This is a genomic window from Citrobacter freundii complex sp. CFNIH2 (assembly GCF_002880615.1).
In the GTDB taxonomy this organism is placed as follows: domain Bacteria; phylum Pseudomonadota; class Gammaproteobacteria; order Enterobacterales; family Enterobacteriaceae; genus Citrobacter_A; species Citrobacter_A amalonaticus_F.
This window is the reverse complement of record NZ_CP025757.1, coordinates 3646942-3661170: the sequence shown is the minus strand read 5'-3', so window position 1 is coordinate 3661170 and position 14229 is coordinate 3646942. Positions and strand designations below refer to the sequence as shown.

Genomic DNA, 14229 nt, shown 5'->3' with positions numbered 1-14229 from the left:
TATGGATTAAGCGACAGCAACAATGTTGATGATTACCTCTTTTGCTAACCCCCGCGTGGCGCAGGCCTTTGTTGATTACATGGCGACGCAGGGCGTTATCCTGACCATTCAACAACATCATCAAAGCGATGTCTGGCTGGCGGATGAAACGCAGGCCGAACGTGTGCATGCGGAGCTGGCGCGTTTTCTGGAGAATCCCGGCGATCCGCGCTATCTCGCGGCCAGCTGGCAGTCCGGTCATACCGGCAGTGGACTTCATTATCGCCGCTTCCCGTTTATTGCCACACTGCGTGAGCGTGCCGGCCCGGTCACCTGGCTGATTATGGCGGCCTGCATTCTGGTGTTTATCGTCATGAATATCGTTGGCGATCAAACCGTGATGGTGTGGCTGGCCTGGCCGTTTGACCCGTCATTACAGTTTGACGTCTGGCGCTACTTCACTCACGCCTTCATGCACTTTTCGCTGATGCATATCCTCTTCAACCTGCTGTGGTGGTGGTATCTTGGCGGTGCGGTTGAAAAACGTTTAGGCAGCGGCAAACTGATTGTGATTACGGTCATCAGCGCCCTGCTGAGCGGATATGTACAGCATAAGTTTAGCGGCCCGTGGTTCGGCGGGCTTTCCGGCGTCGTTTATGCGCTGATGGGTTACGTCTGGCTGCGTGGCGAGCGCGATCCGCAAAGCGGGATCTACCTGCAGCGGGGGCTGATTATTTTCGCGCTGATTTGGATCGTCGCCGGATGGTTTGATTTGTTTGGGATGTCAATGGCCAATGGCGCACATATCGCCGGGCTGGCAGTTGGGTTGGCAATGGCGTTCGCGGATACGATAAATGCGCGAAAACGAACATAGTTCCAGGGAATAACAATGAAACAAACACAACGACATGATGCAATCATTGAGCTGGTAAAAAAACAGGGATACGTCAGTACTGAAGAGTTGGTGGAGCATTTCTCCGTCAGCCCACAAACGATTCGCCGGGATCTCAACGACCTGGCCGATCAAAACATGATTCTGCGCCATCACGGCGGCGCGGCGCTGCCGTCCAGTTCGGTCAACACGCCGTGGCACGACCGTAAAGCCACGCAGACGGCGGAAAAAGAGCGCATTGCGCGCAAGGTCGCCACGCAGATCCCCAACGGTTCAACGCTGTTTATTGATATCGGGACCACGCCAGAGGCCGTGGCGCACGCGCTGCTCAGCCACAGCAATTTGCGTATCGTGACCAACAACCTCAACGTGGCGAACACGCTGATGGTAAAAGAAGATTTTCGCATTATTCTCGCGGGCGGCGAACTTCGCAGCCGTGACGGCGGCATCATTGGCGAAGCGACGCTCGACTTTATTTCCCAGTTCCGTCTGGATTTCGGCATTCTGGGGATCAGCGGCATCGACAGCGACGGCTCGCTGCTGGAGTTCGACTATCATGAGGTGCGCACCAAGCGCGCGATTATCGAGAATTCCCGCCACGTTATGTTAGTGGTGGATCATTCGAAGTTTGGCCGTAATGCGATGGTGAATATGGGCAGTATCAGCCTGGTGGATGCGGTATATACCGACGTTCTGCCGCCGGCGGGCGTACTCCAGGTGATTACCGATAACCATATTCAACTGGAACTGTGCTAAACGTACTGCCGTCCCCGGCGTGCCGGGGACATGCAGACGACAGGCTCACAGACGTTCAACAATCACCGCGATCCCCTGACCACCGCCGATGCACAGCGTTGCCAGCCCGGTGTTTTTATTGCGCTGCTGCAACGCGTGAACCAGCGTTACCAGAATCCGTGCGCCGCTTGCGCCGATAGGATGCCCCAGCGCGATCGCGCCGCCGTTGACGTTCACTTTCTCTTCCGGGAAGTCGAGTTCGCGAGCAACTGCAAGATACTGTGCGGCAAAGGCTTCGTTGGCTTCGATTAAATCCAGATCGCTGACGGTCATTTTGGCTTTTTCCAGCGCCCGTTTTGTCGCCGGGATCGGCCCGAGTCCCATCATACTGGCGTCAACCCCAGCCGAAGCCCAACTTTTCAGGCGCGCCAACGGCGTAATCCCACGCGCACGCGCAGCGCGTTCGGACATCAGGACCAGCGTCGCCGCCGCGTCATTGATGCCGGAGGCATTACCTGCAGTTACTGTACCCGTACTTTCAAAGGCCGGACGCAGTTTCGCCAGCGAACCGGCATCGGTCTGCGGACGTGGAAACTCATCGGTATCAAACAGGCAGACCTCTTTTTTACGCTTCAGGGTCACCGGTACGATTTCCTGTCTGAAATAACCGGCATTAATTGCAGCGAGTGCTTTTTGTTGCGATGCCAGCGCCACCTGGTCCTGCTCTTCGCGACTTAAGTGATAGCGTTTGGCAATGTTTTCTGCCGTGACCCCCATGTGATAATCATTGAAGGCGCACCAGAGTCCGTCGTGGATCATCACGTCAGTCAGCTCACCGTTGCCCATACGATATCCCTGACGCGCGCGGGCCAGCAGGTAGGGGGCGGCGCTCATGTTTTCCATCCCGCCGACAATGCAGGTCTGGTTATCACCACTCAGAATGGACTGCGCGCCCAGCGCGACGGTTTTCAGGCCGGAACCGCAAACTTTATTGACCGTGAATGACGGAACGCTCTCCGCCAGGCCCGCATGATGCGTCACCTGATGAGCCGGGTTTTGCCCTAATCCGGCCTGTAACACGTTGCCGAGGATCACTTCGTCAATGTTCATATCTGACGGAAGGTCCAGCAGGTTTGCCCGGACGCTGGTCGCGCCCAACATTACCGCCGGGATGTCAGCCAGGCTGCCGGAAAATTTACCGATAGGGGTGCGTTTCGCACTCACAATCACAATCGAGTCGTTCATGCCAGAGCCCCCGCAGGTTGCAATGTTTTCAGGTGTGTACTAAGACGGAAGTTCGCTTCCGTGCGCGCACGAAGTTCATCAAGCGTGATGGTGTCGCTGATTTCATCGAGGATCATTTCTCCGTTCACAAAGCTAAATACGGCGAGTTCGGTGATGACTTTGCTGACCTTGCCGACCGCCGTTAAGGGGTAATTGCACTGGTGCAATAGCTTCGGCTCGCCATTTTTTGCGCAGTGCTCCATCGCAATAATGACTTTTTTCGCCCCTGCCACGAGGTCCATCGCCCCGCCCATACCGGGCACCATTTTGCCAGGCACCATCCAGTTGGCGAGGTTTCCGCGTTCATCGACCTGCAAACCGCCGAGCACACAGACATCAACATGTCCCCCGCGAATAAGGGCGAAAGAGAAGCAACTGTCGAACATCGCCGCCCCCGGGATCATGCCGCAAGGCTGACCGCCTGCATTGACGAGGCAGGCATTTACCTCGTCCAGAGGACCGAGGCCAAGAAAACCATTTTCTGACTGCAACGTGACCTGAATATCTTCGGCCAGGTAGTTCGCGACCTGCGTTGGCAGGCCAATGCCCAGATTGACGACATCGCCATCGTGTAATTCCTGCGCCACGCGGCGGGCAATACGTTCTTTTGCATTCATCACCGAGCCTCCACAAACAGATAATCCACCAACGCACCAGGGGTGATGACGTGCACGGGAGGAATGCTTCCCAGCGCGCCGATGTCGCGGGTTTCAGCCACGACCACATCGGCGGCCAGCGCCATTACCGGGTTGAAGTTTCGGGCCGTCAGGTCATAGGTGAGATTGCCAGCCTCATCGGCGTGACTGGCGAGAAGAATAGCGAGATCCGCGCGCAGAGGTTGTTTCAGCAGCCATTTTTCACCGTTGACCAGCAGGGTCTGTTTATTTTCTTCCACCACCGTGCCCAGCCCGGTTTGCGTGAGGAATCCCCCCAGTCCGGCGCCGCCAGCACGGATCTGCTCGGCGAGCGTCCCTTGCGGCACTAACTGAACATCGAGCTCGCCGGAAATCATCTTCTTACCGGTTTCCGGGTTGGTGCCAATATGAGAGGCGATCACTTTTTTGACCTGACCATTAGAAATCAGCGGACCAATGCCTTTATCGATAAAAGCGGTGTCATTGCCGATGAGCGTTAACGCTTTCACACCCGAGCGCATAATTTCTGCCACCAGATATTCCGGCGTCCCGACGCCCATGAAGCCGCCAAACATAATGCTCATGCCGTCATGTAATAATTCGCGGAATTTCTCCGCCGTTATTCTTTTGTTTTGCATAATGGTGTTCTTGCTGTTTTGAGGACAAGGATCCCTTGGCGGAGTTATGAAACCCCGCCGAAGATTGAGGATGTTCGTGTCCGAAAAGAATTAAATGGGCATATCCAGCAACGCGGAACTCAGCCCTTTGCCGTGCATATCCAGTGCCAGTGAGCGAGTGACGCCACCGCCCAGAGCTTTATGCATCACGAAATTCAGGGCGCCGAGTTCCGGTAATTCATAGCGAATCACCTCGCCCTGTACGATATCGCCAAACCAGGCTTTGACTTTTTCGGCGGTGACCTGTTCTGCCAGCGCGACATAATCTTCCGCACGCCAGGCAATTAATGAAATATTGGAAATATTTCCTTTATCTCCGGTACGGGAATGGGCTATTTCACGTAATTTCATTATTTATTCTCCAGTACGGTAACGTGGTGTTGAACGCATTGACGCGGAATGAGGGTGGAGTCCATGGCCAGTATTTCTTTTACCGATTTCATGACACCACCGCCGCCCGCAGGGCCATTGGTATAAAGCGTTTCCACTTCGTTGCCGACGGTAACCGCCTGCGCACGGGTGGCACAGCGGGCAGCAACACGGGCGCGCACTTCATAGGGATCGCTGTACTGACCGCGCGTTTCACCATGCAGCGCATTGACGCCAATGAGGTCGTAACGTGTTTCCTGTGCGTTAACGTGGCAAATCGCGAAGCGCTCACGCACGATGTCGAGGGCGAGACGACCGCGATTTACCGCGCCCGGACCGGCGTAGGAAATTTCACCTTCACCGATAAAACCGTCCTGATAACCGACGGAGACCTTCAGCGTTTCGGTACGTGGTGCGCCTGTCGCGCCAGTAACCCATACCGCATCCGGACCGCATTGGCTGAAACGCACATGGCTAAAGTCAGCGACGACGTCAGGAGTGAGATAACGATCCGGCCGGTGGATCTCGTACAGCAGTTGCTCTTTGCAGGTGTCTTCGGTGACTTGTCCGCCAGAGCCGGCCACTTTGGTGATGGTGGCGCTGCCATCTTCACTGACTTCTGCCAGCGGGAAACCGAGGTGTGCCAGATGAGGAACATCTTTCACCCCAGGATCGGCGTAATATCCGCCGGTGATTTGTCCGGCGCACTCCAGAAGATGGCCGATACAGGTCCCCATGCCCAGGTGATGCCAGTCATCAGCGGCCCAGTTGAACTCATGCATCATGGGTGCAAGAAAGAGAGACGGGTCGGCGACGCGTCCGGCAATCACCACATCTGCATCGGAATCAAGCGCTTCCAGTAACCCCGTCGTGCCTAAATACGCGTTCGCGGAAAGTAAGGTTTTTTCAAAGCGAGAAACAGGGACGCCGGCTTCGTCCAGCGTCAGGTCCATTGATTGTATGAGCGACAACACTTCATCGCCCGTGACCACCGCGACTTTAAGACCATGCAAACCCAGCTCCTGGGCAATTTTCAGTACCGCTTTTCCGGCTGCGAGCGGGTTGGCGGAACCCATGTTAGAGATGATCCGCACACTTTTGGCGTGACAGATCGGTAACACCGCGCGCATCCGCGCTTCGAGCAGTTCGTTATAGCCTTTGTTCGGATCCTGCTGCTTCTGTTTTTGTCCAATGGCGATAGTGCGCTCTGCCAGACATTCAAACACCAGGTAATCCAGTTCCCCTTTTTCGGCCAGTTCAACCGCAGGCTCAATGCGGTCGCCTGCGTAGCCTGCTCCGGAACCAATTCGAATGGTTTTCATTTTATTTCCTTAATTCTTAACAAGAAATGTGCTGTTAAATCGGGAAGACGCCGGTGAGGGCGGCGGCAAAGGTCATAATGACGCTGGCTGCCCACAGGACCGGGATGGAGAATTTTTGGTGATCCGCGAGGTCGACACCGGCAAGACTGACCAACAAGAAGGTCGCGGGAGTCAGTGGACTGACCGGGAAGCCGGTAGTCATCTGACCTAGCACTGATGCCTGAGCAACCTGAATGGCAGGGATACCCATAATGTCCACGGTATGCGCAACGACAGGCATGATGCCGAAGTAGTAAGAGTCTGGATCGAAAATCAACGACAACGGCATCGAGATCAGTCCGACAATGAACGGAATATGGGATGCCAGCGCCGCCCATGATTCCGGTAAATGCCCCCGCCGCGAACAGGATACTGGCCATCATCAGCGCCGCTTTTGCGTGGGCGTTGATCCGTTCTTTCTGCATTTCAACATTTGGGTAGTTGATCATCAGCGCCAGCGTCAGGGCGATCATGAAGGCCACTGTGGGGGAGATGCGGGTGAACACCATCGTGCCGATCACGGCAATAACCAGTGCGATATTCACCCAGAAAAGATGCGGGCGACGCAGGACTTTTTCCTGCTCGGTCAGTTCCTTATGATGCGAAAAATCGCCTGCGGCTGCAGCAAAGTGGGCTGCGCCAAGGCGTTTCTCTTCGCGTTTACCCCAGTACCAGCCCATGATGACCATAAAGGTCAGGCCTGCGAGCTGTGCTGGAATTAACGGAATAAAGAGGTCATGGGTGGTGACGTTCAATGCGGCAGAGGCGCGAATCATTGGCCCGGTCCAGGGTAAAAAATTGACCCCGGCGCTGAGCGCAACAATGCCAAGCAGGATCCGTTTGTCCATGCCGAGGCGATTGAACAGCGGCAGCATGGTGGGGACGGTGATTAAGAAAGTCACCGCGCCATTACCGTCAAGGTGGGCGATAAGCGCCAGAAGGCCCGTGCCGATGATGATTTTAACCGGATTGGTCCCTACGAAGCGCAAAATACCGCGCACAATAGGGTCAAACATCCCGGCATCCGTCACGACGCCAAAAAAAGCGATCGCAAAGACAAACATTGCCGCCATTGGGGCCAGTTTTGTGATGCCTTCGACCACATATTTTGCGGTATCTGCTCCGCAACCTGCGGCCAGCGCGCCAATCACCGGAATGACGATCAGAGCAACCAGAGGTGACATCCTTTTAGACATGATAAAAAATAATAAGGTGGCTATGGTAAGCACACCTATTAGCGCCAGCATGTGTTTCTCCTTAATATTTTTATAAATTTATCTGCTTCGAAGGTTGAAAGTAAATATAATGTTAATTATGTGCAGAGGGTTATAGGCTTTATCAGTGCATTAATTTTTATCACAGTGTGCCTGGTAGTACTAATTTGTAAATCCGATGAAGTCATTTGTCGTAAAAGTTAGTACGATTATTTGAAATAAGAATAACGCTATAGTTAATTTGCTTGAATATAAAAATGCAATTATAAACAATATGTTATTCTGTATATCGAGTATGTTCTTCTTAAATGACTTTAGTGGTGGCAGGGCAGTTCATCGAAATTAAAATGCGGTTAATGTGGGGTTGGTCATAAAAAGAAATTATCTGCCTTTTATTCATTTTAAAAACCGATAAAATAATTAGTGATTTCGATGGCAGGAGTGTGAAATGAATCTTTCGATTAAGCAACTCAGGGCATTTTTAATATTAAGTGAGGCTGATAGTTTTACTCAGGCGGCCCGTCGGTTTAACCTTTCTCAGCCCGCGTTTAGTACCCTGATTGCATCACTGGAAGAGGAAATTGGCTACCGGCTATTCGACAGGGATACGCGGCGCGTGTTGTTGAATGCGGATGGCATTCATTTTCTCGATCTGGCGCGCAATATTGTACAGAGTCATGATGATGCTGTGGGTGAAATCAAAGACCGGGTGGCGGGTAATAACAACGATATCACCCTGGCGGTGTTGCCTTCGCTGGCGGTGGAGTGGCTACCTGAAATACTGGTGAAATACAGTAAGAGAGTGCCGCAAAGTAATGTGAAACTGATCGACACTCAGTGGGATCGTTGTTTAAAAGCATTGCTGGATGGTCAGGCGGATATGGCATTAACCGCCGGGCAACCCTCGCTGACCACGTTTGATTCAACGTTATTGTTCTCGGATAAATTTTATCTGCTCTGCCATCGCGAACATCCTCTGGCACAACAATCTTCGGTATCGCTCAGTCAGGTTTGCGATTATCCCTTTATTGGTTTCAGCGTCGGCACCAGCATTCGGCAGTACACCGATAAGCTCTGCGAAAATCTGGCCATGAGCTTTGATTATCAACTGGAAGTGCGCCAACTCACCACGATGATGGGCCTGATTGCCGCCAACTACGGGATCAGCATTACGACCGGATTAACCCTGTTCCAGTTTAACCATAAAGATATCGTGATTTTACCGTTTGAAGATTTGGCGCTGGAGCGGGCAATCTATCTGGTGACGCCGAAGGGGCGGCATCTCGCGCCTGGCGTCGCGTCATTTGCGGAATTCATTACCTGCCAGGCGCACCAGTTTGCGTCAGAACATACCTGATGTTGACGCCAGCGAAAGACCGGCGTGCTACACCCCATAACCCATCATTTTCAGCAGCCGCTGTGCGTGTTGTACCGCATCCTGACGGTGCGCCACGCCCAGTTTCTGATACAAATTGCGGATATGCGTCTTGATGGTGGTCGCCGCCACCGCCAGTTCGCCAGCGATTTGCTCGTTGCTGTAGCCGGAGTAGATTAGCCCCAGCACCTGCCATTCGCGCTGCGTCAGCGGGCTGGTGCGGATCAGCTCCGGGACCTCCGGGTGGTTCAGCAGGCGTTCTACAAAACCTTCGTCAAAGTGGGCGTACTTGTGGCGGTGATGTTGGTTGATCTCACGCAGAATGCGCTGCGCGCGGTGCTGGTCCAGTTCCGGCAGCGTATTCAGTTGAATAAGCTGGCGTAGCTGTTGCGCCATCGACTCGCCTTCAATCACGAAATGGCTGATGAATCCGGTGCGGTTGGCTAATTGCAGGGCATCAAGCAGCACGCGCTGAGCGTCATTTTTGCGCCCGGCCTGCCAGTAAAGTTGGTTGAGCAGCAGCAGGTTACGGTTCAGATCGCTCATCAGGCGCAGGCTGCGCGCATTTTCATTCAGCTCTTCGAGTACGATTTCAGCGGGTTCAAATTCGCCCAGCAGAATTTGCGCTCTGGCGATATTACGCCACTGGCCTTGCAGGAAGTGGTTATTGGCAAACTCCGGTTTCGGCGTCTGGCGCAGCCAGTTGGCGGCCGACTTTTTATCGCCGACCATTTGCCAGTAGATCACCCGAACTTTATCGGCGTTTGAGATCCAGTCGCTATGGTAGTGACCGTTGCCCAGTAGATTTTCCAGGCGGTTAAGATGGCTGCGGGCGTTGTCCAGATCGCCACGGGCCAGCGAGCACTGTACCAGTAGCGCCAGGCACTGTAGCTGCTGCTGCGGCTGAAAGGCTGAGAGTACTTCGATACCACTACGTGCAGAAGCTTCTGATTCGTCCAGTCGTGCCCACGCCCATAGCAGTTGGGCACGAATGCGCACCAGAAATTCATGCATGGGCAACTGTTCCAGATGCTGATCTTTAATCAACTGAAACGCTTTCTCCTGGGTTTCCCAGGCGGCCTGCAAGAATCCCTGGGCAAAGAGGATTTCACTCTGCTGGATCAAGCTCCAGAGCGCGTAGTGCCAGACATCATGATGACGCGCCATCTGTTCGGTCTGCTGCATCAGCGTTAAGGAGCGAGAGAGATCGCCCTTACAGTGCAGCACTTCGCCGTGTACCGAGGTCGCCACAATACGGCTGTAATACAAGGCAATGGGCAATTCATCCAGCGCCAGTTTTGCCAGATGTTCGGCTTCATCGGGATTCCCGTCGTTGATCGCCACCTGAGCGCGGAGCGCGTTAAACTCGGCGTGCAGCGTGCTGTCCATCACGCCCTGAATCTCTTGTTCAGCACGGGCCAGCAGGGTGTTTACTTCGCTGTAGCGATGCTGGCTCTGCATCAGCCAGGCCTGCAACAGCACCAGACGCGGGTTCTCCAGCAGGCTTTCCCACGGCAGCGCTTTTAACGACTCTTCCAGTAGCGCCAGTTCGCTGTGGTTGAACAATCCCCACGCGTGGTTAAGCAAAATATCGCGCAGCATATGCGCATCGCCCGCCGCCAGTGCATGGTGGATGGCTTCGCTGGGAAATCCCTGTGCCATCCAGCTCTCTGCGGCGGCACGATGGATATCGGGTAACTCGGTCGCCAGTTCCCACTGACAGCGCTGACGCAGGAAGCTGCCAAACAGCGGGTGATAGCTGAACCACTCGCCAGTATCATCCATCCGCTGCAGGAAAAGTCCCTGCCGCTCGATCTCTTCCAGTCGCATCTGACCGTTTTCTTCGCCGGTCACACGCACAATCAGCGCATCGTTCATCGAACGTAAAACCGCACTTTTCAGCAGGAAGAGGCGGGTGCTGACGTCGACGCTGTCCAGCACTTCATCGACCAGATAATCCGAGAGATGGCTGGCGTTAATTCCCGCCAGACGGCGAGCCGACTGATGAGCAGAGTGGTTGTTTTGCCGCGCAGAAAGGGCGATGAGCTGCAATGCGGTCGCCCAGCCCGCCACATCGTCACACATCCGACTGCTTTCGGCAGCTTCGATGGGGGAGGACAAGCGGCGGTCAAAAAACTGTTTGGCTTCCTGGTGATTAAAGGCCAATTGCTGACTGCCTATCTCCAGAAGCTGGTCGCGCACGCGCAGGTTGGCAATTCCGAGCTGCGGTAGGTTACGCGACAGCACCACCAGCGTGAGATTTTCAGGCTGGTGACGCAGGAAGAAGCGCATGGACTCATGAATCACCGGATTGGTGATCAGATGGTAATCGTCGATGACCAGATACAGCGGGCGATGCCACTCCGCCAGTTCAATAAAGAGCTGCGCGAAAAGCGAGGTCAGGCTGACATACTGCCGTTTTTGCACCATCACTTCGCTGGTGGTGCAATGACCGTTGGTGGCCTGCTGTACCGCGGCAATCAGATAGCTGGCAAAACGCTCCTGCTGGTTGTCGCCTTCATCCAGTGAGTACCAGCCGAGTTCACTTTTTCCGGCGGCCCATTGTGAAATGAGCGTCGTCTTCCCATAACCTGCAGGACTTGTGATCAGGGCCAGTCTGTAATTGTTCGCGCCGGAAAGTTTAGCCAACAGGCGCTCACGAACCACCGTATGGTCGAGTCGAACCGGACGACTTAGTTTAGACGGAATCAACATAGTTAACACTTCACTGTGGAAAATGGGGGACTGCGATTTTTTTTTGCGCTTCGTAATTAATAGATATAAGGTCGGCCAGAAAGCACCTTATTGCAAGTTAAGAGGCCGTTTTGTGTTTCTGAATTTGCACTCTGTCACAAATCTTTATAACTATGACAGAAACCGCTTTCAATCACGCGCAAGGCGCAAACTGACTGGTCTGGAGGGGGGATTCTACAGTGCGAAATATGACCATTTTATCCCGATGATCTTTGCTTTTATTAGCGAAAGTGGCCCTCTAACGTGACAGAAACTTAATTTCAATGCGATTATTCCGACCGCCTTTTGATATTTCAGGTTAGAAACGGTTTCTCAATTAACATATACCTGATGAGTGCCTTCTGAATTTTTGTCATTGTCCAGCGCTACCCTTGTCTTCAGCGTGGTGAATTTGCCACCAATCTTCATCCTGTACGCTACCTTTAAGTGGCGGCGATCACACTTTTACGCTCATCCCCACTACTCCTCCCCGCCTAATCCAGAGTGGGATGAGGAAGGTCAACATTGAGCCTGGCAAACTAGCGATAACGTTGTTTTTTATCAAAGGACCCGGAATTCCTATGTCACAGCCTACCTTCAATCAAGAGCAATTTCAGGCAGCCCTGACACGTCAGTGGCAGCGTTTCGGTTTACTGTCAGCTCACGAAATGACGTCCCGTCAATGGTGGCACGCCGTCAGCGGCGCGCTGGCGGAACTTCTCAGTGCACAACCGGTAGCGAAACCGGCGAAAAATCAGCGCCATGTGAACTACATCTCTATGGAGTTCCTGATTGGTCGTCTGACGGGGAATAACCTGCTTAACCTGGGCTGGTATCAGGCAGTGAGTGATGCGCTGAAAGCGCACAGCATCAATCTGACCGATCTGCTGGAAGAAGAGACCGACCCGGCGTTGGGCAACGGCGGATTAGGTCGTCTTGCCGCCTGCCTCCTGGACTCAATGGCGACCGTGGGGCAATCTGCCACCGGTTATGGTCTGAACTATCAGTACGGTCTGTTCCGTCAGTCCTTTGCCGACGGTCAGCAAAGGGAAGCGCCGGATGACTGGCATCGTGGTAGCTACCCGTGGTTCCGTCATAACGAGCAGCTTGACGTGCAGGTGGGGATTGGCGGTAAGGTGACAAAAGACGGTCACTGGGAACCCGGCTTTGTGATTACCGGGCAGGCGTGGGATCTGCCGGTGCTGGGCTACCGTAACGGCGTGGCGCAACCGCTGCGTCTGTGGCAGGCCACGCATGCTCATCCGTTTAACCTGACCAAATTTAATGACGGCGATTTCCTGCGTGCAGAACAGCAGGGGATTGACGCCGATAAACTGACCAAAGTGCTTTACCCGAACGACAACCACACGGCGGGTAAGAAGCTGCGTCTGATGCAGCAATACTTCCAGTGTGCCTGTTCAGTGGCCGATATTCTGCGTCGTCATCATCTGGCTGGCCGCAAACTGCATGAGCTGGCGAATTACGAAGTCATTCAACTGAACGATACCCATCCGACAATTGCGATTCCGGAACTGCTGCGCGTGCTGCTTGACGAGCATCAGATGAGCTGGGACGACGCCTGGGCGATCACCAGTAAAACCTTCGCCTATACCAACCATACCCTGATGCCTGAAGCGCTGGAGTGCTGGGATGAGAAGCTGGTGAAAGCGCTACTGCCGCGTCATATGCAGATCATCAAAGAGATTAACGATCGCTTTAAGACGCTGGTCGATAAAACCTGGCCTGGCGACAAGCAGGTTTGGGCAAAGCTGGCGGTGGTTCACGACAAACAGGTGCGCATGGCGAACATGTGTGTGGTCAGTGGCTTTGCGGTTAACGGCGTTGCCGCGCTGCACTCCGACCTGGTGGTGAAAGATCTGTTCCCGGAATATCACCAACTGTGGCCGAACAAGTTCCATAACGTGACCAATGGCATCACGCCGCGTCGCTGGATCAAGCAGTGCAACCCGGAACTGGCCGCATTGTTTGATAAAACGCTGAAGAAAGAGTGGGCGAACGATCTCGATCAGTTGATCAACCTTGAGAAGTACGCCGACGATGCCAAATTCCGCAAGACCTGGCGTGATATCAAGCAGGCAAATAAGGTGCGCCTGGCTGAGTTTGTGAAGGTTCGTACCGGGATTGAGATTAACCCGCAGGCGATTTTCGATATTCAGATTAAGCGTCTGCACGAATACAAACGTCAGCACCTGAACCTGCTGCATATCCTGGCGTTGTATAAAGAGATTCGCGAAAACCCGCAGGCAAACCGCGTACCGCGCGTGTTCCTGTTTGGCGCGAAGGCGGCACCGGGTTACTACCTGGCGAAAAACATCATCTTTGCCATTAACAAGGTGGCGGAAACCATCAACAACGACCCGAAGGTTGGCGACAAGCTGAAAGTGGTGTTCCTGCCGGATTACTGCGTGTCAGCGGCAGAAATGCTGATTCCGGCGGCGGATATCTCCGAGCAGATCTCCACGGCGGGGAAAGAGGCTTCCGGAACCGGCAACATGAAGCTGGCGTTAAACGGCGCACTGACGGTCGGTACCCTGGACGGCGCGAACGTGGAAATCGCCGAGAAAGTGGGTGACGAGAATATCTTTATCTTTGGCCATACCGTGGAACAGGTGAAGGCGCTGAAAGCCAAAGGCTACGATCCGCTGAAATGGCGCAAAAAGGATAAAGTGCTCGATGCCGTGCTGAAAGAGCTGGAGAGCGGGAAGTTCAGCGCAGGCGACAAGCATGCTTTTGATCAGATGCTGCACAGCATAGGCAAACAGGGTGGCGATCCGTATCTGGTGATGGCGGACTTTGCGGCCTACGTTGAGGCGCAGAAACAGGTGGATGTGTTGTATCGTGACCAGGAGGCCTGGACGCGTGCGGCGATCCTGAACTCCGCGCGCTGCGGCATGTTCAGCTCGGATCGCTCCATTCGCGATTATCAGACCCGAATCTGGCAGGCGAAACGCTAA

At 54.0% G+C, this 14229-nt stretch carries 11 protein-coding genes; 4 read left to right on the top strand and 7 right to left on the bottom strand.

Going from position 1 to position 14229, the window contains the following annotated elements; genetic code table 11:
- Positions 1-22 precede the first annotated feature (22 nt).
- Complete coding sequence (gene glpG, locus WM46_RS17970; protein WP_061076067.1) at positions 23-853, top strand: rhomboid family intramembrane serine protease GlpG; 831 nt, start codon at positions 23-25, stop codon at positions 851-853.
- 15 nt (positions 854-868) lie between these two features.
- The gene (locus WM46_RS17965) at positions 869-1627 is read left to right on the top strand and encodes a DeoR/GlpR family transcriptional regulator (protein WP_061076068.1); all 759 of its coding nucleotides are present in this window, start codon (positions 869-871) and stop codon (positions 1625-1627) included.
- 45 nt (positions 1628-1672) lie between these two features.
- Here WM46_RS17965 and WM46_RS17960 read toward each other — a convergent pair whose 3' ends face one another.
- The 6 genes from WM46_RS17960 to WM46_RS17935 form a co-directional block, all read right to left on the bottom strand.
- Positions 1673-2851: an acetyl-CoA C-acetyltransferase gene (locus WM46_RS17960; RefSeq protein ID WP_102602948.1), complete on the bottom strand. Its 1179-nt coding sequence runs from the start codon at positions 2849-2851 to the stop codon at positions 1673-1675.
- A complete protein-coding gene (locus WM46_RS17955; protein WP_102602947.1) occupies positions 2848-3507 on the bottom strand; it encodes a 3-oxoacid CoA-transferase subunit B in 660 nt (219 codons plus the stop codon). Before WM46_RS17955 ends, WM46_RS17960 begins: the two co-directional genes overlap by 4 nt.
- Entirely contained in the window at positions 3507-4163 is a 657-nt protein-coding gene (gene atoD, locus WM46_RS17950) for an acetate CoA-transferase subunit alpha (RefSeq protein WP_102602946.1), read from the bottom strand. The genes WM46_RS17955 and atoD overlap by 1 nt, the downstream gene beginning before the upstream one ends.
- A 90-nt stretch (positions 4164-4253) precedes the next feature.
- Positions 4254-4553: a hypothetical protein gene (locus tag WM46_RS17945; RefSeq protein ID WP_102602945.1), complete on the bottom strand. Its 300-nt coding sequence runs from the start codon at positions 4551-4553 to the stop codon at positions 4254-4256.
- Positions 4553-5893: an acyclic terpene utilization AtuA family protein gene (locus WM46_RS17940; RefSeq protein WP_102602944.1), complete on the bottom strand. Its 1341-nt coding sequence runs from the start codon at positions 5891-5893 to the stop codon at positions 4553-4555. The genes WM46_RS17945 and WM46_RS17940 overlap by 1 nt, the downstream gene beginning before the upstream one ends.
- Entirely contained in the window at positions 5890-7128 is a 1239-nt protein-coding gene (locus tag WM46_RS17935; RefSeq protein ID WP_262360503.1) for a CitMHS family transporter, read from the bottom strand. Before WM46_RS17935 ends, WM46_RS17940 begins: the two co-directional genes overlap by 4 nt.
- A gap of 466 nt (positions 7129-7594) precedes the next feature.
- Between WM46_RS17935 and WM46_RS17930 the strand changes: the two genes are divergently transcribed.
- A complete protein-coding gene (locus WM46_RS17930) occupies positions 7595-8503 on the top strand; it encodes a LysR family transcriptional regulator (protein ID WP_102602943.1) in 909 nt (302 codons plus the stop codon).
- Between the two features lie 27 nt (positions 8504-8530).
- On the opposite strand, the gene malT is transcribed toward WM46_RS17930, so the two are convergent.
- Positions 8531-11236, bottom strand: coding sequence for an HTH-type transcriptional regulator MalT (malT, locus tag WM46_RS17925; RefSeq protein ID WP_102602942.1), 2706 nt, complete (start codon positions 11234-11236; stop codon positions 8531-8533).
- A gap of 599 nt (positions 11237-11835) precedes the next feature.
- Between malT and malP the strand changes: the two genes are divergently transcribed.
- Positions 11836-14229 carry a maltodextrin phosphorylase gene (malP, locus tag WM46_RS17920; RefSeq protein WP_102602941.1) on the top strand — a complete coding sequence of 798 codons (2394 nt, stop codon included), beginning with the start codon at positions 11836-11838 and terminating at the stop codon, positions 14227-14229.

Excerpts from the sequence above, each read along its gene's own strand:
- WM46_RS17935 (WP_262360503.1), bottom strand. The coding sequence starts at position 7,128 with ATGTCTAAAAGGATGTCACCTCTGGTTGCTCTGATCGTCATTCCGGTG.
- malP (WP_102602941.1), top strand. The coding sequence starts at position 11,836 with ATGTCACAGCCTACCTTCAATCAAGAGCAATTTCAGGCAGCCCTGACA.
- WM46_RS17940 (WP_102602944.1), bottom strand. The coding sequence starts at position 5,893 with ATGAAAACCATTCGAATTGGTTCCGGAGCAGGCTACGCAGGCGACCGC.
- malT (WP_102602942.1), bottom strand. The coding sequence starts at position 11,236 with ATGTTGATTCCGTCTAAACTAAGTCGTCCGGTTCGACTCGACCATACG.
- WM46_RS17955 (WP_102602947.1), bottom strand. The coding sequence starts at position 3,507 with ATGAATGCAAAAGAACGTATTGCCCGCCGCGTGGCGCAGGAATTACAC.
- glpG (WP_061076067.1), top strand. The coding sequence starts at position 23 with ATGTTGATGATTACCTCTTTTGCTAACCCCCGCGTGGCGCAGGCCTTT.
- WM46_RS17945 (WP_102602945.1), bottom strand. The coding sequence starts at position 4,553 with ATGAAATTACGTGAAATAGCCCATTCCCGTACCGGAGATAAAGGAAAT.
- atoD (WP_102602946.1), bottom strand. The coding sequence starts at position 4,163 with ATGCAAAACAAAAGAATAACGGCGGAGAAATTCCGCGAATTATTACAT.
- WM46_RS17965 (WP_061076068.1), top strand. The coding sequence starts at position 869 with ATGAAACAAACACAACGACATGATGCAATCATTGAGCTGGTAAAAAAA.
- WM46_RS17930 (WP_102602943.1), top strand. The coding sequence starts at position 7,595 with ATGAATCTTTCGATTAAGCAACTCAGGGCATTTTTAATATTAAGTGAG.
- WM46_RS17960 (WP_102602948.1), bottom strand. The coding sequence starts at position 2,851 with ATGAACGACTCGATTGTGATTGTGAGTGCGAAACGCACCCCTATCGGT.